The sequence below is a fragment of the Arthrobacter sp. CAN_A1 genome (genome assembly GCF_015751665.1).
Lineage (GTDB): Bacteria > Actinomycetota > Actinomycetes > Actinomycetales > Micrococcaceae > Arthrobacter_D.
Genome location: NZ_JADOUR010000020.1, coordinates 1 through 18,441, shown reverse-complemented (window position 1 = coordinate 18,441; position 18,441 = coordinate 1). Strand labels below are relative to the sequence as shown.

Here is an 18,441-nt window from a genome sequence, read left to right as displayed (position 1 = left end):
GATCGGTACTCACTGACCATCGCACGATGGCTCACCACGTCGCCGGAGCAACGCGCTCACCGCGGGAAACTACACCACCCCACGGGACGTAACCCCATAAACACGGCAGGCCCCCACCAGCCGGCGCGCTCTACCAACTCGCGCATCTCATTCACGGGCGGTACCGGCAAAAAAAGGACAACAATTGTTGCCCCGATAATGACGGTGACCAAAAGTAGGAGTCTGCGGATCGGCGTTTCAGACCGAGGCCGGCCGCCCACATGATCTTGCCGCATAGTATTTCCGCAATCCGCTGCTCAGGTGCCGTTTCGGGCGTCGGCCCGCTATCGAGGATACTTGAAGCTGCAGCCCCACCTTCGAAGGATCTCCTGTGCTCCCATCTTTCAGCTTGGCACGTCGGCGTTCTCTTTTGCCTGCTACTGCGGCCCTCGCGCTAGCCCTGACAGGGTGTTCAGGTGCAAGCGTTGAACCTGCCGAAAGCTTCGGTACCTTTGATGAGGTTCTCGCCGCGGCAGATGGTCAGACCGTGGATCTGTGGATGTTCGGTGGGGACGCAAAAGGTAACGCCTACGTCGATGAAGTCCTCGCGCCCGCCGCACTGGACCAGGGAGTCACGCTCCGCCGCGTCCCCATCGCCGACACCCCCGACGCGCTGAACCGAGTATTAAGTGAGCTCCAGGCCGGCCGCGACGACGGGTCGGTTGACCTGATCTGGGCTAACGGTTCCACCTTCAGCACCGGTAAACAGGCGCAGGCCTGGCAGTGCGGCTGGACTGATTTGCTCCCTAACATGCAGTACACCGACCAAGACGATCCCTTGCTACTCAACGACTTCGGCACCCCGGTAGACGGGTGTGAAGCGCCTTGGCATAAAGCCCAGTTCACGTTCTTCTACAATTCAGATGCCGTCACCGACCCACCGACCACTGTTGAAGACATCCTTGACTGGGCGCAGGCACATCCGGGCAGGTTCACTTATCCGGCGCCCCCGGACTTCACCGGCAGCGTCTTTTTGCGCGAGGTTATGCTTAGCCTCGCTGGCGGCGCCGAGCAGGTACCGCTGACATATTCTCAGGCGGCATACGATCAGTACGCGCCCGCCGCGATCCAAGCGCTCACCGAGCTTGAACCATCGCTCTGGAGGGAAGGTGCCACCTATCCGCGGGACGAACAGGCTCTGAATACCCTCTTCGCCGACGGTGAAGTGGACATCGCGATGACCTACGGCCCTGCCACCCTGACCGATCTGGTCGGATCAGGTGCGCTACCGCCGTCCACCAAGGTCCTGACCTTGGAAGAGGGCACGGTCGGCAATGCGAGCTTCCTCGCGTTACCGGTCAACGCCGCAGATGCTGCGGGGGCCATGGTGGTCGCCAACATCGCACTATCCCCTGAGCAGCAAGCCGCGAAGGCAGATCCGGGGACGTGGGGGCAGTTCACCGTCCTCGACACGGATCTCCTCACCCCTACCCAACAGAACCTTTTCGCCCAGCTACCAGAGTCGCCGATCGTCCCGGACTATGAAGAACTCTCTCGCAATGCCCACGGCGAATTGGGTTCAGAATGGGTGCCGGCTTTGAATGAGGCGTGGCGGCAAGACGTCGCTTCGGCCCCATGACCGGTCAGCAGGCGTCGACCACGGGTCGCGCCGCCCTCCTTGCCCTGCTGGCAGTGGTCCCGATCGTCGCGGTTGTTGGGGTATCGCTGACCGCCGCAGGGCTGCAAAGTGTTGGACTGATGCCATTTATCGGTCCACCCCAGCTCAGCGCGAACGCCTGGACCAGCGAAACTGGGGAGCTCATCCGTTCGAGTGTCACCTCGGTTTACATTGCCGCAGTTTCCACGGTGCTTTCCCTGGTGGTGGGCTTTATGCTTGCCGCCTATGTGCTCGCCATGCCCCGAATGGGTCGGATAGTTGAGACCTTGAGTGCCGCAACGATTCCTATTCCGCACGTGATCGGGGCAGGGGCTATCGGGTTGCTGCTCTCTGACAGCGGATTCCTGGAACGACTCCTCGGGATGCCCGACGCGTTCCCCGCACTGGTTTCCGGTCCGTGGTTCGTGGCCGTCATCGCCGAGTACGCGTGGAAAGAGTCCGCATTCGTCGCCCTGGTCGTCCTCGGCAGCATTTCACGCTCCGTCGGAGATTTGTGCGACGCGGCAGCCACCCTCGGCGCGTCCGCGGGCCAGCGTATCGTTCGGGTGGTCCTGCCTCTGGCGGTGCCATCGCTGGCGGTCTCCGCCGCCATCGTCTTTGTATACACCCTCGGCTCCTATGAAGCCGCCTGGCTGCTAGGTCCTACTTCCCCTAAACCGCTTCCCGTACGGGCGGTGAGGCTGTTCACCTCTGTTGATCTCGCGGCGCGTGCGCAGGCAATGGTGACCGCTCTGGTGTCCGTTGCCGTGAGCGCAGCAGTGATCATCGCCGCGATCCTGGTGCTTCGCCGTCATCGGAGCCTGCGATGATTCCCGCCCTGCAGCGAGCGTCAACGTCGATGCGTCGAACCCTCCCCGGGGGATTACCCATGCGGGTCGTCCTGGGTTTTTTGCTCGTGGCGTGGATCGTGGCGCCGATGGTGCCAGTATTTTTGTGGTCAGTTGCCGGTCAATGGCGTGCCCCGGCAGTCCTGCCGTCGTCGTACTCGTTGCAGGGATTCTCCGAACTCATCACCGTAAATACGGCCCGGGCCGCGGCGTCATCGCTTTCGCTCGGGCTGGGAGTCGCGGTGATCGCGACCCCCTTGGGTTACCTGGGAATACTCGCTGTCCGCGCCCTGCCGTCCATACCCGGACGTTTCGTTGAGTTTGTCCTGTTGGTCCCGTTAGCTATCCCACCCTTCGCATTGGTCATGGGGGTCAACGTTGCTCTCCTGCGTCTTTACGTATCACCGACAATCGGGGTGATCATGGTCTTGGTTGTCACGGCGCTTCCCTACACGGCGTTCATGTTCCGCAGCGCTTTGGCAAGCTACGACCACCGCTTCGAAGAGGTTGCCCGGTCACTCGGAGCCTCCCCCGGCCAGGCGACCCGTCATGTCCGTTATCCCCTGCTTGCTCGGGCAGCGGCCCGCGCCTTTTTCCTGGCCTTCCTCGTCGGCTGGGGCGACTACATCACGACCGTGCTCATCGGCGGCGGACAACTACGCACTCTGCCTCTATTGCTGGGATCTGCCGCATCGGCAACAGGAAACGAACAACGGTGTATTCAAGCGGTCGTCGCAACGGTAGGGGTTTTTGGTTCGAATAGTAGTTGTTGCATGGCGTATGCGGGGGTGATTCCGCCGAGGGTTTTACGCGGCCGGTCATTGAGTTCGGTCGCGACCTCGAGCAGCCGCTGGGGTGAGTGGACGGAAAGGTCTGTGCCCTTCGGGAAATACTGGCGCAGCAAGCCATTGAGATTCTCGTTGGAGCCGCGCTGCCACGGCGAGTGGGGGTCGCAAAAGTAAATCGCCATCTTCGTGGCCATGGTGATCTGGCGATGCTGAGCGAGCTCAGTGCCTTGGTCCCATGTCAGCGATCTGGCCAAGTGCGCCGGCAGGGTCTTGATGGCGGCCAGTAAACCATCCCTGACGGTGATCGCGCTGTGATCACCGGGTAAATGGATGAGCATCGCGAATCGTGTCTGGCGTTCCACGAGGGTGGCGATAGCTGACCGGCAGTTCGAACCGAGCACTAGATCGCCCTCCCAATGACCGGGTATGGCACGGTCAGCGACCTCTGCAGGGCGTTCACTGATGAGGATCATGTCCGGAATCTTCCCCGAACTCTTCGTAGTGGTGGGGCGTCTGGGACGCCTCACTGCCCGACCGGTACGCAGATGTTGGTGCAGGTCAGCGTGTAAATGCCCGCGTCCTTGGACGTAGAGGGCTTGGTAGATCGTCTCGGGACTCACCTGTAACTCCTGCCGGTCACTAAAGGCCATGGCAAGGTGGTCACTGATCTGTTCCGGGCTCCACTTCACACACAACTTAGCCTGCACCAACGAGGCTAGTTCCAGGTCATCGAACTTACTGGCTTTTGGCCGCCGGCCCGATAGCTCGGCTCGTTTCTGGGCAGCGTACGGGGCGTATTTCACCTGGCTCGACGCTCGTCTCCGGACGGCCGCGGGTGGTTCGCCCCGGTGTAGTTCGCGGCTGACCGTCGAAGAACACCGGCCTATTTCCCGGGCGATTGCCCTCACTCCGTGCCCGGCCAAGTGCAGGTCAGCTATCCGTAATCGTTCCTCCAAACAGAGGTACCGCCCCGAGGGCTCAGGCTTAGCGCGCGGGATACGACCGCCGGTTGCCCGGCGCCAACGTTGTCCAGTTCGTCGATTCACGCCTACAGCATCACAGGCCGCGGTCAGCGTCGACCCTTGGGCCATCAATACCCAGAACCGTGCCTCCTGAACAATCCGTTCCTTCTTCGATGACATGCACAACACCTCGCATCAATAGGGGGTGTTGCAACGACCGACTGAACTCAGCGGTCCTCGAACGCGACACAGATTTTGTCGCAGGGACAGTCCGTTTGACCTGTGTTTCGATAGACCATGACCACAATCGAGGTAGTGAAGGCAACAGATCTCGAGCTCAGCGATGTTCTTGAACTCTACGGGGCAGTAGATTGGCTCGCGTACACGAAAGACCCGGACGCACTGTTAGCCGCGCTTAGGGGGTCTTCCACCTTGGTTGCGGCCCGCGATGGCCAGACTCTGGTCGGACTCGCACGAGTTATTTCCGATGGCGCTTCGATCTGCTATCTCCAAGACATCCTCGTCCTGCCATCCCATCAAAGAAGGGGCCTCGGACGATCCTTGGTTGAACGAGCCCTCGGTGAGTATCCCAAAGTTCGTCAGAAAGTCCTGATTACCGACGATCAGCCAAAGCAAAAAGCGTTCTACGAATCTCTGGGCTACACCCAGACGGAGGATTTCCGTGGCGGATCGGTAAGGGCGTTCGTCCGATTCGACCCTGCGCCGAAGCACCGTGCGTTGACGGGCCGTGACCGCCCATCCACACGTGCATTGCGATGATCCCGATAATCATGGCGGTAAACCATAGAAAGGTGAGGGCTGACCGCGACAGATTGAACGCTGCCCGCTGCCCGGTAGTGCCTGGCACTGCCGTTGCCCTTCCATAATTCCTTGATTGCTTACAGTTGAGCGAACTTCACGCTGAGCCGGAGGTCGGGTTGCGCATTGACATGCGGAGCAGCGCTAGCTAGGTTGTGATATTGGTAAAGTTTTTCCACCTTACGAGAATTCTAGGGGCGCGCACTATGCCGAATTATTTGGAGATCAGCGGCCTCAGCGTCGCCGAAGAGCTTTACACCTTCGTCCGGGAAGAGGCCCTGCCTGAAACGGGGATTGACGAGAAAGCTTTCTGGACTGGGGCGGCCGCAGTCATCACTGAGTTCTCGCCCCGGGTGGGGGAACTTCTGAGCACCCGAGACCGAATGCAGGAGCAAATCGACGAGTATCACCGTTCGCGAGGCACGGAACCCGTGCAGGAGGAAGCCTACGAGGCATTCCTCCGCTCGATCGGCTACCTGGTTGATGAGCCCGGAGACTTTGCCATTACGACCGACCGGGTGGACCCAGAGATCGCGACCGTGTCCGGGCCCCAATTGGTAGTCCCGCTGCTGAATGCGCGGTTCGCTGCCAACGCGGCAAACGCTCGATGGGGCTCGCTCTATGACGCGCTCTACGGGACGGACGCGGTTGATAACGGCGATGGCCGCGAACAGACAGGTACCTACAACCCGGTCCGCGGCGCCGCCGTCGTGGCACGTGGGCGGCAGTTCCTGGATGAATACCTCAGTCTGGCAGGCGGATCCCACGCGGACGTCAACGCCTACCGAATTGCAGACGGCGCTCTCGTTGGGGAGACACAGGACGGTTCGATAGGGCTCGCCGACCCAACGCAGCTGGTGGGCTATCAGGGAAGCGCGGACGCGCCCGAATCAATATTGCTCGTACACCATGGACTTCACGTCGAAATCCTGATCGACCGCACCCACGCTATTGGTTCTGGAGATCCTGCTGGGGTGAAGGACTTGGTGTTGGAGTCCGCGGTCACAACTATCATGGACCTCGAAGACTCCGTAGCAGCGGTCGACGCCGGGGATAAGGTCTTGGGCTACCGCAATTGGCTGCAATTGATGCAGGGCACCCTGACCGCCGAGATCGTGCAAAAGGGAGGTACCCATACGCGGCGACTCAACCCCGACCGCACCTACACAGCACCCGACGGCTCGGAGTTGACTCTGCCCGGGCGCTCGCTGCTGCTCATCCGTCAGGTAGGCCACCTGATGACCAGTGATGCTGTCCTCGACCCTTCTGGAGCACCGGTCCCCGAGGAGATCCTTGACGCCCTCTTCACTGGACTTGGCTCCGTACACGATCTGCGGGGTCCACACGCCGGGCGCAACTCGCGGGCCGGATCGGTGTACATCGTCAAACCGAAGATGCACGGTCCCGGTGAAGTCGCAGTGGCCTGCGCTCTGTTCGCGGCCGTAGAGCCCGTCTTGGGCCTTGAACCATTTACCCTGAAAATCGGCATCATGGACGAAGAACGCCGCACTTCGACCAACCTGAAGGCCTGCATCTGGGAGGCACGGGACCGCGTAGCGTTTATCAACACCGGATTCCTTGATCGCACCGGCGACGAAATCCATACCTCGATGATCGCTGGCCCCATGGTCCGCAAAGCCGACATGCGTAACTCCAGCTGGATCGCGGCCTACGAGGACGCGAACGTTGATATTGGTCTGGAGTGCGGGTTCAGCGGTCGGGCGCAAATCGGTAAGGGCATGTGGGCAGCCCCTGACAATATGGGCGACATGCTCAGGCAAAAGGTTGCGCACCCGCTCGCTGGCGCGGACTGCGCCTGGGTCCCCTCCCCGACCGCCGCGACCCTGCACGTGATGCACTACCATCAAATCGACGTGGATGCCCGGCAGGCTGAACTAGCCGGGAAGCGCCGCTCGACCTTGGGCCAGCTGCTCACCATTCCGGTCGGTAACCCCTCTGATTGGAGCGCCGATGACCGACTTAGCGAGCTGGATAACAACATTCAGAGCACCCTGGGATACGTGGTGCGCTGGGTGAACGACGGCGTTGGGTGCTCCAAGGTTCCCGACATTCACGGCACAGCGTTAATGGAGGACCGCGCCACCTGCCGCATCAGCTCCCAGCACGTCTCGAACTGGGTGCTGCACGGCGTCGTTACCGAGGAAGAGGTCGACGCTTCCCTGCGACGAATGGCTGTGGTCGTCGACAAGCAGAACGCCTCGGACCCCACCTACGCGCCGATGTCCCCGGCATTCGATTCCGAGGCGTTTCTGGCAGCCCGGGAACTCGTTCTAGAGGGCGCCGCTCAACCATCCGGATACACCGAACCTATTCTGCACCGCCGCCGTGCCCTGCATAAGCAAGCCGACAATCGAACGAGGTCATCATGAGCCTGACACTGACAACCGCCCAATCCATCATCGCGGACGCCCTCGCGGCAGGTCAGGAGCAGAACTTTAAGCCGCTGACCGTCGTCGTGCTTGACGCTGGCGGGCACGTCATCGCTGCTGCGCGCCAGGATGGCGCCTCCAACAATCGCTTTGAGATCGCGCAAGGCAAGGCGTACGGAGCGTTGGCCCTCGGAATGGGTTCGCGGGCAATTATGGAGCGCGCCGAGCAACAGGCTTACTTCATTGCCGCAGCGACAGCCACTCTGGGTGGCCGACTCATCCCAGTGCCCGGTGGTGTTTTGGTCCGCGACAATGACGGCACCATCCAGGGAGCTGTCGGCATCAGTGGGGACAGCTCGGACAACGATGAAGCCGCGGCGTCGACCGCAATCAGGGCTGCCGGCCTGACGGCACAAGTCGACTGAGACCACCGTTACCGAGGGGTGGGTGTCTTAGCCTCCTAATCACTCTCTGGGACCGTCAAGGCGCTCGAACGACTTGACGGTCCTTTCGGCAGGATGACCTTACACCTCCATTTGTAGGCCTCTTCATATCTCAATAAGCTGCTCCCAATAAGCATCCCTCAACGAACATCCAGTCTCACTCGCGCTGAAGGCCAAAGACCGGGACAGAATGGCCGGTATGACGAGTATCCCGACGCTGGCCGAGCGGTACGTACCCGGGACCAAGCTAAGAAGTGCTACCTCTGAGGCACAATAGAAGCTTGCCGTGAGACCTTTCGGGACAAGGGGCGGCTTCTTCACATATTCCGAAGGAACCATAAGGGTGGAGCAGCAAATAGTCGGATCAAGCCGATGGCGTCATCGTCGGGCCTTGTCTGAAACGAACGGGGGACGCGCATGGAGGTTGAAGAGCGGGCGGAACGAGCCGCAGCGGTGGATCGGATTTCAGCCGCTGTCCGGGCCAGTGCACGAGACGGCGACAACGGCGCACTGGAACTTGAGCACGCGCATGTCTTCCTTGACGAGCTGGATCTCCGGGTACTCCGCGAAATCGAGCGTGAACTTGGTCGCGAGAGCAGCGTCATCACAGACAAATCCCACGACACGGAAATAAGGAATCAGCAGGGACCTGCGCCAAGGGCGTTTCACTCTTTCCTCAAATAGTCTTCCTCAAAAGGCAGCGACCGGCGGCGGCGCCAATGGTATGCCAGCCATATGGTTCCGACGACTGGCTGAATGGGAAACGTGGGTCTGCCGTTAGCGACGAAGATTACGAAGATGATACAGAGAATACCGGTGATGAAGGCTGTGGAAATAGTTGATTTGCGGGTAACCGGATTAGTCCCTCCCTTATGGGAGGCACGACCGCGCAACAGTTCGATGATTACCGGGAACCCGATGCCGCCGGCGATCACGGCGATGCAGGTAGGCGATGATGCACGGGTCGGTGACAAGGAATCAGGTCGTCATGCATTGGCACCACCCATCAGGCCGGCGAATCGACCCGAGGTCATCAAAATAGCGTCAGGCTTACGCCGATTCTCATATAGCCCGAGCGCTTAGAAGGTGCAGGACCTTCAAGCTTTTCGTAGTCGTATCGTCTCGCTTCCATAAGCGTGGTCGGATCAGTGCATCCGTGAGCCAGCTCAGCCCCATCAACACCCTTTTCGGCGACCGGCAAACATCAGCCGGCTACGCCACCCCTCATTTCCTAACCCGTGGCGTGGTCGTTGCCGCGCATTCGAACGGCAACGACCACGCCTGAGCCAGCAGTAAGTGCAGCGACAGCTGCAACGGCTGTGGGAATCCCGTAGAAGTCTGCGAGAAACCCAGCCAGTAGTGCCCCTACGGCAAACCCACTATCGCGCCAGAGTCGGTACACCCCGACCGAGCGGGCACGCCAGTGCGGATGCGCGACGTCTCCTATTGCAGCCAGCAGGGCGGGGTACACCATCGCCGTACCCAGCCCCAAGAGGACTGCGGCAAGGAGCCAAGGACCGAAGCTATGCGACCAAGCGACTACAGCGAGTCCCACAGCTTGGATCGTCATGCCGGCCACGATGAACCACTTACGGCCCCACCTGTCTGAAGCGGCCCCGGTAAAGAGTTGTCCGGCTCCCCATACCGCGGGGTAAACGGCGGCCAGAATGCCCACCTGGCTAAGGCTCAGCCCGGCGCCGAGGAAGAGGACTGGGAAGAGTCCCCAGGCTAAGCCGTCGTTGAGATTGTTCACCATACCTGCCTGGCTGACTGCCGAGAGTGAACGGTCCTTGAAGCTAGTGAGTGTGAAAATTTGCCCGGTAGTCAAGTCGGCATGAGCCCCGCCCTGTGTGCTGGCGTGTTGCGAGGCTTCGGTTCTGGCGTGCTGACGGGTCTCACGCACAGCCAGGACAGACAAACCCAGTCCGAGGGCAATATAGGCGGCCCCGAGGAGGAACGGGCCGGGCCGAAGTCCATAGGTTGAGGCGATGTAACCGGTAGCGAGGGCGGTGACGGCGACTCCGAGATAGCCGGCCGATTCGTTCAGGCCCATGGCGAGACCGCGCTGTTTCGGTACGACGAGATCCATTTTCATGATCACGGCCGCGGACCAGGTCAGGCCCTGACTGACACCCAGGAGCACATTTGCCGCAACGATCCACCCCCACGATGGGCCAAATATGAGCATGACAGGGACGGGGATCGCTATAAGCCATCCCGCGACGAGGACCGGTTTACGGCCATACCGGTCAGAAAGGGTCCCCGCGAAGTAGTTCATCGCTGCTTTGGAGAGGCCAAAGGCGAGGATATAGGTCAGTGCGCTCGTGTACAGGTCGAGGTTGAACGTTTGGGAAGCGAGCAGGGGTAAGACAGTTCGTTCCTGCCCGTGTGTCCCGCCGACCAGGGCGTTAACGGCAACCAGGAGGGTGAACTGTGCCAGGTTCTCCCGTAACCCCAGCACCGCAGCGACGGGATCGGCATTGTTTTCCGCCGTTGTTCTAGCCCTTGTTCTCGCCATTTGGGGTACTCGCTTTCGTGCTGGGGCATAAGGGTGCCCGGGCATGAGGACGGTCATGCCCGGGCGGTCTTGGGCTGGGTTGAGCTTGCTTAGACTGCGGAGACGCTGCCCTGCCAGGCGTCCCAGGCGGCGTAGCTGCCGTCAAGTTCGACGACGTCGTACCCTGCGCGGCGTAGGGCGCTGGCCGCCACAGAATTCCGAACGCCGGACTGGCAGTAGGACACGATGGTGCCGCTGGCCGGGAGTTCGTCCAGGTGCCACATCACTCTGCCACCGCTGAGTTGGTGCGAGCCAGGAACATGTCCGGCTGTGTGCTCGGTCTTGTTGCGGACATCCAGGACCATTGCGGCATCAAACCCATCGAGTTCCTCGGGTTTGATCAGCTTAGGGGTGAAGGTAGGGAGCCCTTCGATGCTGGTGAGGTAGCCCGCGACGTTGTCGATGCCGACGCGGACCAGGTGGTCCCACATGTCCATGGCGGCTTCCTGGTCCGGTGCGAGCAGGACCAGGGGGTTCTTGTCGGTCTCAGGGTTGACCACCCAGGCGCCGTAGCTGGCCACAGATTTTCCTGCGGGCACGTTCAAAGACCGGGCTACCGTCCCTTCGTGGACGTCTGCGTTGGAGCGGGTGTCAATGAAGGTCATAGTGTCCTCTGCCAAGCCTGCAGCGACGATGTCCGTGGCCAGTTCCGGCAGTGGAGTACGCTCCCCCATGACAGCAGGCCCTTCCCGGTTTTCGCGCTTCATCCGGCCGAAGTAGGCGTGCGCGTCGGGCTGGCCGTCGAGAAGTTCGTCAATGAAGCCTTGCTCATCGTTGGCGGCGAGGTAGGGACCCCACCAGGCGTAGAGCCGCTCGTAACCTACCGTCGAGGAGGGGACCGCGCCGAGGGCCTTGCCGCAGGCACTGCCCGCGCCGTGGGCAGGGTGAACCTGAACGTAGTCCGGCAGGGTCAGGAACTTCTCGCGCAGGCTGGTGAAGAGCTGCTTGGCACCTTCGAAGCGGGTATCCATCCCACCGGCCGCCTCGTCCAGCAGGTCCGGCCGACCCAGATCGCCGGAGAAGACGAAGTCTCCGGAGAGCAGGTATCCCGGCTGGTCGCTGAAGGCGCCGTCGGTAATCAGGAATGACAGGTGTTCCGGGGTATGGCCCGGGGTGTGGAGGGCTTTGATGGTGATGTTACCGAGGGTGATGGCGTCTCCGTCGTAGAGGCGCTCACCCTCGAAGGTGTACTGCCAGTCCGGGCCGCCCTCACCGGAGACGTAAATCTTCGCTCCGGTGGCGGCGGCCAGTTCGCGGGTGCCCGAGAGGTAGTCGGCGTGGATGTGGGTTTCGGTGACAGCGACAATTTTCATGCTGTTCTTTTCAGCCAGTTCCTGGTAGGCGGCGATGTCGCGGCGGCCGTCCACCACGATCGCTTCACTCTTGGCTTGGCAGCCGATCAGATAGCTGGCCTGGGCGAGGTCCTCGTCGTAAATACGTTCGATTAGCATCTGGTGCTCTCCTTCATCAAAGGGGGTTGGTGGGGTGTTCTGAATCTAGTATAAATACCCCCGGGGGTATAACGCAAACGGCGCGGTTTAGGCCGATCTTCTATGGAAGAGCTGGCGGGTGAAGCTTCGGAGATCACCCTGGGCGTGGCGTCGCGCGTGCTTTGCCCGGCTGCCTGGGGGTTGTTGATAGGTGACGGGGTAGCCTGCCCGGTACCACTCGGTGATCCCGCCGGCTACGTTGATGGTCTGGTACCCGTGGCCTCGAAGGGTCCTCGCGGCCTGACTGCTGCGCTTCCCTGACCCGCAGAGCACATGGATCGTGCTGCTAGGTAGATCGGCAAGCCGGGAGGTCAATTCCTCGAGCGGGATATTCAGGCTTCCCTGTATGTGAGCGGTGGCATGTTCTTCACGGCTCCGGACGTCGACCAGCGTGGCGTTGGGCCACACGGTTGCCAGTTCGTCTGCCGTGATAGTGGGATGCGGATGGTTTCCTGACATCGCATTAGGCCCGTTGGGGTGGAGCTTGGGTGGGCAGTACTTTGGTGTCGATGTCTTTGACTGCCTGGATGACTTCTTCGAGACTTGTGGCGTTGAGGGCCCCGGGTTGGGAAAAAACCAAGGTCTGGTCTTTGAACGCCATCAGCGTGGGGATGGAGGTGATGTTCGCCGCTGCAGCCAGGCCCTGCTCTGCTTCGGTATCTACTTTGGCGAAGATGATGCCCGGGTGACTTTCGGCTGCCTTTGAATACCTGGGGGCGAACATGCGGCACGGGCCGCACCACGCTGCCCAGAAGTCAACGAAGATGATCCTGTTCTTCTCTAGGGTTTCGGCGAAGTCCCTGCTGGCTATGTCGATGGTTACCATCGTCTGTTGTGTCCTTTCGGGCCTTGTTCTGGTCAATTGGTGGGGTAAAGCGGGCTTAGCTGGTCGGAAGTCCAGCGCGGGTCCAGGCGATCATGCCGCCGGCCATAGTGTCTGCCAAGAAGCCAGCGCCATTCAGAGCGTCGGAGACACGAGCTGAACGATTGCCGCTGCGGCAGACCACGATGACGGGCATTGCCGGATCGAGTTCGGATAGACGTGCCTGCAGCTGACCCATGGGGATGTGGAGAGCTTCGGGGATCATGCCTTCCTCGACTTCGAAGTCCTCGCGGACATCAAGGATGCGGGCGGTAGAGCGCCGTTCTCCGGCTTCGGTGATGGTGATTTCGGCCATGGTGTTCTCCTTCGAAGGATGGTGGGTGTTGTTAGCGGACGGGTTCGCCAGCGGAGCGCCAGGCGTTCATGCCTCCGCGTAGGGAATAGGCCTGGTATCCCTGGGACGATAGAAGCCGTGCCGCTGAGGCGGAACGGACCCCGGATGCGCAGACGGCGATCACGGGCTTGTTCCTGTTGATACCGGCGGTGCTGGCCTGGAGCCGGTCCAGCGGCATGTGCTTTGCCTGGGGCGCCCGTCCGGACCGCCATTCCTGGGTGGAACGTACGTCGATCAGGGCGGCACCAGAGGACAAGAGCTCCTTTGCCTCCGTTACTGAAATGGTTGTCGAGGGCCTTTTGAAGACTTTCTTGAGGGAATCGATGAAACCCATGGTTTTCTCCTTGCTTAGTGTTGGCCAGTACTCGCGGGTGCGGACATAGTGCTACGGCGCCGGGCGCTTCGTTGACGCAGGGGGCACGAACGGATGAAGAACCAGCAGATGCCAGCAGCGGTTACCGCGAGGGTTACGACTCCTGCCGCGATAAACCACCGCAGCTCGGCGGGGGCCTGCTGGATGAGAACGAAGGTTCCCATGGTCAGGACAAACCATCCGAATGCTTTGCGCAGGGCCGCCTCGGGGATGCGGCCAGCCAGTTTGGAACCGATAAGCGAACCCACAATGGCGGCTGCCGTCACGCCGAGGGTGATACCCCAGTCGAGTTGAACGGTGGTGAGGTAGCCGGCAAGACCGGCGAAGGATTTCATGGCGATCACCACGAGCGAGGTACCTACGGCGACGGACATGGGCAGGCCACCCAGCAATGCCAGCGCAGGAACGACGAGGAATCCGCCGCCCGCTCCAACCAGCCCGGTGACAAGCCCGACGACTCCCCCATCCAGCAACACCCTGCCCAGCGGCAGTTCGTGCTTGACCGGGGCAGCACCGCCGTCGGCCGTTTTTCTCCGGCCACGGAGCATCGCGATGGACGTCGCGACCATCATGACGGCGAAAGCGATGAGCAGGATCTGACCGGGGATCTGTCCACCTAGAAGGCCGCCCACAAAAGCGCCGGCCATACCTGCGGCGCCGAAGATCAGTCCAGTCCGCCACCTCACCCGGCCACCGCGAGCGTGGCTAAGGACGCTGACTGCCGAGGTGACCCCGACGACGAAAAGGGATGCGGCGATGGCTTCCTTCGCTTCGAACCCGGCCACGTAAACCAGGATGGGAACCGTCAGGATCGATCCACCGCCGCCCAGGACACCGAGCGAAAGTCCAATGAGGACAGACAGGGCGAGAACCAAAATCAAGGTGGAGGTCATGATGCTTTGACCTCGTCCGTCACCTCGGTGGCGTCGGGAAGGGCGAGAATTGCGCTTTCACGGGTGGGCTCGTTGGCGGCCTTATTCCATGGCATGACCGACAGGGCCTGTCCCATGGCGCAGGTGTTGCTGGCAGCGGAGAAGGTCAGGCCGGTGCCGATAACTCCCGCGACGGTGCGGATCTTCGGAGAGACCAGCTTCCCACCGACCAGGCCCACAAGCACCAGGGAACCAGCCACGAGGCGGACCTGCCGCTCCAAATCCCAGCGGTCCTTGCCTTTCACCACATCACCGCCAGCAGCCGCAAAACCAGGTGCCCCGCCAGTCAGCACGAAGGCCCCGTCAATTCCGGATCTATTCAGCCGCTGGCGGGCCTGTTCGGCGCGCACCCCGGAATGGCAGACCAGGACCACGCGCGAGCCTAAGCGGGAAGCAAGTTCATCCGTGTGTTCGGATAGCAATGGCAGCGGCACATTGTAGGAACCGCGGATGTGCATGGACTCAAACTCAGCGGCCGAGCGCACATCAATCACTACAAGGTCCCGGTGTTCCGTGAACCACGACCGAAGGGTTTCAGGGTCAAGAGCAATAACGGCGGATGCAGTGGAAGGGGAAGTCATAGTGGCCTCTCGGAAACGGTGTAGGTGATGACCACACCGAATATACCGATACCCCCGGGGGTAGTCAAAACACCCTAGGGGGTATACTGTGAAGTCATCAAATACTTGGAGAACACCATGGAACTGAACCCCTCAGAACTCACGCCTGTCATCAACCGCCTGAAACGGGCCCAGGGCCAGCTTGCAGCTGTTACCCGCATGCTCGAAGAAGGCAGGGACTGTAAGGATGTAGTGACCCAGCTCGCAGCGGTATCTAAGGCCCTGGACCGGGCCGGGTTCGCCATCATCGCGACTGGTCTTGAGCAGTGCATCGTCCAACAGGATGCAACGATGGACAAGAAGGAACTGGAAAAGCTTTTCCTCTCCCTCGCCTAACCACACCTGCTGCCGATCAGCTCAAGGAGAATCATGACCTACACACTCAGCACCACAGTTGACCTTCCCTGGGCTGAAGCCCTGAACCGGACCCGGGACGCTCTCTCGGCCCAGGGGTTTGGGATCCTCACTGAAATCAACATCCGCTCCACCTTCGAGGCCAAGCTCGGCGCTGAAGCGGCCGATGCTGTCGGTGACTATGTCATCCTCGGCGCCTGCAATCCGGCCCTAGCTAGCCGTGCCATCGCCGCCTAGCCGGAAATCGGAGCATTGCTGCCGTGCAACGTCGTTGTGCGCCGAAACAAGGATGCGGACGTGACCACGGTCGAAGCGATCGACCCCCAGACCATGGTCCAGCTCAGCGCCGCCCCTTCGGTCAAAGAAGTCGCCGACGACGCCGGCACCCGCCTCCGGAACGCCCTAGCCGACCTGGCCGAAGCGGCACAGTAAGCTGCCGGAGGTTTACTCGTTCTCTTGGCCAGTCGAAGTTCGCGATCCGATCTCAAACCGTCCTCGCCCAGGATAGGCATTTAACTAGCACCATATGCATCGCGTGATGAATGCCTATGAGACTCCCGGCTCCGCTGAGCCCCTAGACCGTCTCGTAAGCCGGTCTCCCTGAACCGTGCCGGGTTTTAGGCCGTCTTCTTGCTGGTGGCCTCGGCGTTTGATGAGGCGTCTAAATTAGACGTAGTAGGTTTGCTCGAATTCGTCGGGCGGGACCATGGCCAGGGTGCCGGGGAGCCTGCGGGTGTTGTACCAGCGGACCCAGTTCATGGTCGCCTTCTCCACATCCGCCAACTGCTTGAGCGGGACTGCCCCCGGTTTTGCTCGCGCCCGAAGATGAGTCTTAGCAAGCCGTCTCTGAATCCATCGTTATCGGGCGGCAGGGAAGGACTTTTCGTCGGAAACCAGACGGTGTCGCAGTACGACGGCGACCCGGAGAAGGGCGTCCGACGCCCCCTGAGTGTCACCCGATCCAGCCAGATCAACGCCGAATTTGTCTACCGCGGAAGCAGTATCGAATCCACCAACCGCATCACGCTGCCAGCATCCACCAAATAATCCCAGACCTTGGATGCCGTTGAGAACCGTGTCGCCGCATTCCACGGCCTGAACCATCGAGATGCGATGGAGCAGACCAGGACACCTTCGACAGAAATGCTGGAAGAGAAAGCATACTCGGACCGCGAGCAGACCCTCGGCCTAATCGCTCTGGCAGGGCACGCTACGCGAAGCCTGACTGACTCAATCAATGTCCCGTAAGGGCACATACCTGGGTAACGTTTCCATAGGAGGGTCTTTAAGCCACCTCAAAGAAGAATGGTTCCGGATTCAGCAAACCAGCACCATTGAACAATTCCACACCGGGCTAAGCGAATCTCTGCTGCGTTGGCACAGCACCCGGATCCAACTAGGGCTCGGCTACCTCAGCCCCGCCGAACACCTCGCCCAAAACCCCGCAGACGAGTAACGTTCAATTGAGAGTCCAACTATCGGGAACCACTCCAGAACACCGGTTGTCCTTAGAATCGCCGATGTCGGTGAACCTCTAGCGAGGTGGACCGCCGACAATCATGACGTCAGGCAACGACGCCTGACGATATCCCTGGGGGTAGACGTGAATGTTCAGAGTCCGCAAGAAGTAGACTCCATCGCGAAAGAGCCTAAGCAGGCAGTCGAAACTTACAGGCACCTTCGAATGCTCTTGATCGCGCTCCCCGTCTTCCTGCTGATAACAACTGTCATTGGCGGGTGGATGCTCGGTGACTTCGCCGACTCCATCAGCGCAAATTACGCCACTCCCCTACGCGACATCTTTGTCGGTGTCTTGGTGGCCATCGGCGCTTGCCTCATTGTGTACCGTGGCAAGCCAGTGGAAGACCTTGCCCTGAACGTTGCAGGCTTCTACGCCATGTTCGTCGCGCTTGTCCCGTACTCACTGAATGAGGTCCTCACAGGCAGGACCACACTGCAGGGGCAAGAACTGACGGATGTAGAAGCCGCCGCGGATGAACTCGTGAAAGTTCTGCCCGTCATCGTCATATCGCTTGTCGTCGTTGCCGCCGTCTTCATTGGCGTTGAGTGGGCCCGCGGTCTCCTGAAGAGGCACACCAAGAGTACGTCAACGGCGCACAGAATCATGTTCTTCGTCACGCTCGGGCTGGGCGCAGGGTTCCTCATCCTGTTGCTGCTGACGGGGCTGATAATGGGCACCTATGCGGGCATTCACATGGCTGCGGCGATCTTCATGATCGTAGGCCTCGCCACCGCGATAGCCAGTCACGGCTGGGACCCTGACGCCAAAAAGAGCACCCCCAAGATCGTGGGTCAGTATCGGGTGATCGTGGGGTTAATGGTTGTAGTCGGGTTGGCACTTATCTGGCACTTGGCCGGTGGACTGCGCTTTGAGAACGCCGTCGCGTACATCGAGTGGGCCGCGATCATCCTGTTCACCTGGTACTGGGTGGCGGAGACAGTCCGCCAAGAGAGTCTCATCAAGACCGGTGCAAAAGGTTGAGCGAACGCCAGAGTGGTTGCGCTCACTGAACTGCTCCGCCTCCGCTGTTCGGGCCTCCCCGCACTTGCTCGCTCCATTACATGAGGCAGCCCTCCCGCGATGCTGTTGGTCCTCGACTCCACGACGACCTTCTGAAAGATGGTGGCAGGCTACCTTGGCCACGACACCAGTGTCGAAGGAGTGATCTTCGATGGATGGTCGGGCCGGGACCCTCGGATTGCCGCTTCGCCCCAGATGCTCTCCTCTAGAAATTGGCTTTAGAAAAAGATCAAGCCGAAGTCATGTACCGAGACCACCACTCCCCCATGAAGTAGTAAGAAGGCCCAACAAAGGCTTCAGGAGAGAAAGGAGGCGACCCGCCACAGGAAGATCGCAACCCACCTACCAAATCAGGCACACCCGAGTGCACACGAAGGTTACGTCCCGCTGAGTGGTGGAGTTTTCTCGACACCGTGCGGGTCAGTTCCTTGATTATGCTGCAGTAAGTTCGGGAAGCAAAACCGTCTCCT

General features: G+C 60.7%; 18 protein-coding genes and 2 pseudogenes. 11 read left to right on the top strand and 9 right to left on the bottom strand.

What is annotated here, in order from left to right; translation table 11 throughout:
- Positions 1-370: 370 nt before the first annotated feature.
- The 3 genes and pseudogenes from IWX62_RS15570 to IWX62_RS16485 all read left to right on the top strand — a co-directional run.
- The gene (locus IWX62_RS15570; RefSeq protein WP_333483471.1) at positions 371-1,618 is read left to right on the top strand and encodes an ABC transporter substrate-binding protein; all 1,248 of its coding nucleotides are present in this window, start codon (positions 371-373) and stop codon (positions 1,616-1,618) included.
- The gene (locus IWX62_RS15565) at positions 1,615-2,466 is read left to right on the top strand and encodes an ABC transporter permease subunit (RefSeq protein ID WP_196842329.1); all 852 of its coding nucleotides are present in this window, start codon (positions 1,615-1,617) and stop codon (positions 2,464-2,466) included. Before IWX62_RS15570 ends, IWX62_RS15565 begins: the two co-directional genes overlap by 4 nt.
- Positions 2,463-3,146: pseudogene (locus IWX62_RS16485) on the top strand (ABC transporter permease); the annotation flags it as partial. The gene IWX62_RS15565 and the pseudogene IWX62_RS16485, both read left to right, overlap by 4 nt.
- Positions 3,147-3,205: 59 nt before the next feature.
- On the opposite strand, the gene IWX62_RS15560 reads toward IWX62_RS16485, so the two are convergent.
- Entirely contained in the window at positions 3,206-4,363 is a 1,158-nt protein-coding gene (locus IWX62_RS15560) for an IS30 family transposase (protein ID WP_442859275.1), read from the bottom strand.
- 168 nt (positions 4,364-4,531) lie between these two features.
- On the opposite strand from IWX62_RS15560, the gene IWX62_RS15555 reads away from it, so the two are divergent.
- The 4 genes from IWX62_RS15555 to IWX62_RS15540 all read left to right on the top strand — a co-directional run bounded on the left by IWX62_RS15555 (position 4,532) and on the right by IWX62_RS15540 (position 8,570).
- The gene (locus tag IWX62_RS15555) at positions 4,532-5,014 is read left to right on the top strand and encodes a GNAT family N-acetyltransferase (RefSeq protein ID WP_196842327.1); all 483 of its coding nucleotides are present in this window, start codon (positions 4,532-4,534) and stop codon (positions 5,012-5,014) included.
- Between the two features lie 245 nt (positions 5,015-5,259).
- Entirely contained in the window at positions 5,260-7,443 is a 2,184-nt protein-coding gene (locus IWX62_RS15550) for a malate synthase G (RefSeq protein ID WP_196842326.1), read from the top strand.
- A complete protein-coding gene (locus IWX62_RS15545; protein WP_196842325.1) occupies positions 7,440-7,868 on the top strand; it encodes a GlcG/HbpS family heme-binding protein in 429 nt (142 codons plus the stop codon). The genes IWX62_RS15550 and IWX62_RS15545 overlap by 4 nt, the downstream gene beginning before the upstream one ends.
- A 435-nt stretch (positions 7,869-8,303) precedes the next feature.
- Positions 8,304-8,570 (top strand): hypothetical protein, encoded by a 267-nt coding sequence (locus IWX62_RS15540; RefSeq protein WP_196842324.1) that lies wholly within the window; start codon positions 8,304-8,306, stop codon positions 8,568-8,570.
- Positions 8,571-9,117: 547 nt separating this feature from the next.
- Here IWX62_RS15540 and IWX62_RS15535 read toward each other — a convergent pair.
- From IWX62_RS15535 to IWX62_RS15500, 8 genes are all read right to left on the bottom strand, one after another.
- On the bottom strand, positions 9,118-10,404 hold the full coding sequence (locus IWX62_RS15535) for an MFS transporter (protein ID WP_196842323.1): 1,287 nt from the start codon (positions 10,402-10,404) through the stop codon (positions 9,118-9,120).
- An 89-nt stretch (positions 10,405-10,493) separates the two neighbouring features.
- Positions 10,494-11,894, bottom strand: coding sequence for an MBL fold metallo-hydrolase (locus IWX62_RS15530; RefSeq protein ID WP_196842322.1), 1,401 nt, complete (start codon positions 11,892-11,894; stop codon positions 10,494-10,496).
- 87 nt (positions 11,895-11,981) lie between these two features.
- Entirely contained in the window at positions 11,982-12,392 is a 411-nt protein-coding gene (locus IWX62_RS15525; RefSeq protein WP_196842321.1) for a rhodanese-like domain-containing protein, read from the bottom strand.
- 4 nt (positions 12,393-12,396) lie between these two features.
- Positions 12,397-12,759 (bottom strand): thioredoxin family protein, encoded by a 363-nt coding sequence (locus tag IWX62_RS15520; protein ID WP_196842320.1) that lies wholly within the window; start codon positions 12,757-12,759, stop codon positions 12,397-12,399.
- A 55-nt stretch (positions 12,760-12,814) separates the two neighbouring features.
- Positions 12,815-13,111, bottom strand: coding sequence for a rhodanese-like domain-containing protein (locus tag IWX62_RS15515; RefSeq protein WP_196842319.1), 297 nt, complete (start codon positions 13,109-13,111; stop codon positions 12,815-12,817).
- Between the two features lie 31 nt (positions 13,112-13,142).
- A complete protein-coding gene (locus tag IWX62_RS15510) occupies positions 13,143-13,484 on the bottom strand; it encodes a rhodanese-like domain-containing protein (protein ID WP_196842318.1) in 342 nt (113 codons plus the stop codon).
- Positions 13,485-13,498: 14 nt separating this feature from the next.
- Complete coding sequence (locus tag IWX62_RS15505; protein ID WP_196842317.1) at positions 13,499-14,416, bottom strand: sulfite exporter TauE/SafE family protein; 918 nt, start codon at positions 14,414-14,416, stop codon at positions 13,499-13,501.
- Positions 14,413-15,036 carry a rhodanese-like domain-containing protein gene (locus tag IWX62_RS15500; RefSeq protein ID WP_196842316.1) on the bottom strand — a complete coding sequence of 208 codons (624 nt, stop codon included), beginning with the start codon at positions 15,034-15,036 and terminating at the stop codon, positions 14,413-14,415. The genes IWX62_RS15505 and IWX62_RS15500 overlap by 4 nt, the downstream gene beginning before the upstream one ends.
- A 117-nt stretch (positions 15,037-15,153) precedes the next feature.
- Between IWX62_RS15500 and IWX62_RS15495 the strand changes: the two genes are divergently transcribed.
- The 4 genes and pseudogenes from IWX62_RS15495 (at position 15,154) to IWX62_RS15475 (ending at position 17,932) form a co-directional block, all read left to right on the top strand.
- Positions 15,154-15,411, top strand: a complete 258-nt coding sequence (locus tag IWX62_RS15495) for a metal-sensitive transcriptional regulator (protein ID WP_019484296.1) — start codon at positions 15,154-15,156, stop codon at positions 15,409-15,411.
- Positions 15,412-15,444: 33 nt separating this feature from the next.
- A pseudogene (locus tag IWX62_RS15490) lies at positions 15,445-15,861 on the top strand (DUF302 domain-containing protein).
- A gap of 393 nt (positions 15,862-16,254) precedes the next feature.
- Positions 16,255-16,476 carry a hypothetical protein gene (locus IWX62_RS15480; protein ID WP_196842314.1) on the top strand — a complete coding sequence of 74 codons (222 nt, stop codon included), beginning with the start codon at positions 16,255-16,257 and terminating at the stop codon, positions 16,474-16,476.
- Between the two features lie 637 nt (positions 16,477-17,113).
- Entirely contained in the window at positions 17,114-17,932 is an 819-nt protein-coding gene (locus IWX62_RS15475) for a hypothetical protein (protein ID WP_196842313.1), read from the top strand.
- The last annotated feature ends 509 nt before the right edge of the window (positions 17,933-18,441 follow it).

What these genes read in the sequence shown, in the direction of transcription:
- IWX62_RS15565 (WP_196842329.1), top strand. Translation starts at nt 1,615, where the DNA reads ATGACCGGTCAGCAGGCGTCGACCACGGGTCGCGCCGCCCTCCTTGCC.
- IWX62_RS15560 (WP_442859275.1), bottom strand. Translation starts at nt 4,363, where the DNA reads ATGGCCCAAGGGTCGACGCTGACCGCGGCCTGTGATGCTGTAGGCGTG.
- IWX62_RS15555 (WP_196842327.1), top strand. Translation starts at nt 4,532, where the DNA reads ATGACCACAATCGAGGTAGTGAAGGCAACAGATCTCGAGCTCAGCGAT.
- IWX62_RS15550 (WP_196842326.1), top strand. Translation starts at nt 5,260, where the DNA reads ATGCCGAATTATTTGGAGATCAGCGGCCTCAGCGTCGCCGAAGAGCTT.
- IWX62_RS15545 (WP_196842325.1), top strand. Translation starts at nt 7,440, where the DNA reads ATGAGCCTGACACTGACAACCGCCCAATCCATCATCGCGGACGCCCTC.
- IWX62_RS15540 (WP_196842324.1), top strand. Translation starts at nt 8,304, where the DNA reads ATGGAGGTTGAAGAGCGGGCGGAACGAGCCGCAGCGGTGGATCGGATT.
- IWX62_RS15535 (WP_196842323.1), bottom strand. Translation starts at nt 10,404, where the DNA reads ATGGCGAGAACAAGGGCTAGAACAACGGCGGAAAACAATGCCGATCCC.
- IWX62_RS15530 (WP_196842322.1), bottom strand. Translation starts at nt 11,894, where the DNA reads ATGCTAATCGAACGTATTTACGACGAGGACCTCGCCCAGGCCAGCTAT.
- IWX62_RS15525 (WP_196842321.1), bottom strand. Translation starts at nt 12,392, where the DNA reads ATGTCAGGAAACCATCCGCATCCCACTATCACGGCAGACGAACTGGCA.
- IWX62_RS15520 (WP_196842320.1), bottom strand. Translation starts at nt 12,759, where the DNA reads ATGGTAACCATCGACATAGCCAGCAGGGACTTCGCCGAAACCCTAGAG.
- IWX62_RS15515 (WP_196842319.1), bottom strand. Translation starts at nt 13,111, where the DNA reads ATGGCCGAAATCACCATCACCGAAGCCGGAGAACGGCGCTCTACCGCC.
- IWX62_RS15510 (WP_196842318.1), bottom strand. Translation starts at nt 13,484, where the DNA reads ATGGGTTTCATCGATTCCCTCAAGAAAGTCTTCAAAAGGCCCTCGACA.
- IWX62_RS15505 (WP_196842317.1), bottom strand. Translation starts at nt 14,416, where the DNA reads ATGACCTCCACCTTGATTTTGGTTCTCGCCCTGTCTGTCCTCATTGGA.
- IWX62_RS15500 (WP_196842316.1), bottom strand. Translation starts at nt 15,036, where the DNA reads ATGACTTCCCCTTCCACTGCATCCGCCGTTATTGCTCTTGACCCTGAA.
- IWX62_RS15495 (WP_019484296.1), top strand. Translation starts at nt 15,154, where the DNA reads ATGGAACTGAACCCCTCAGAACTCACGCCTGTCATCAACCGCCTGAAA.
- IWX62_RS15480 (WP_196842314.1), top strand. Translation starts at nt 16,255, where the DNA reads ATGAGTCTTAGCAAGCCGTCTCTGAATCCATCGTTATCGGGCGGCAGG.
- IWX62_RS15475 (WP_196842313.1), top strand. Translation starts at nt 17,114, where the DNA reads ATGCTCTTGATCGCGCTCCCCGTCTTCCTGCTGATAACAACTGTCATT.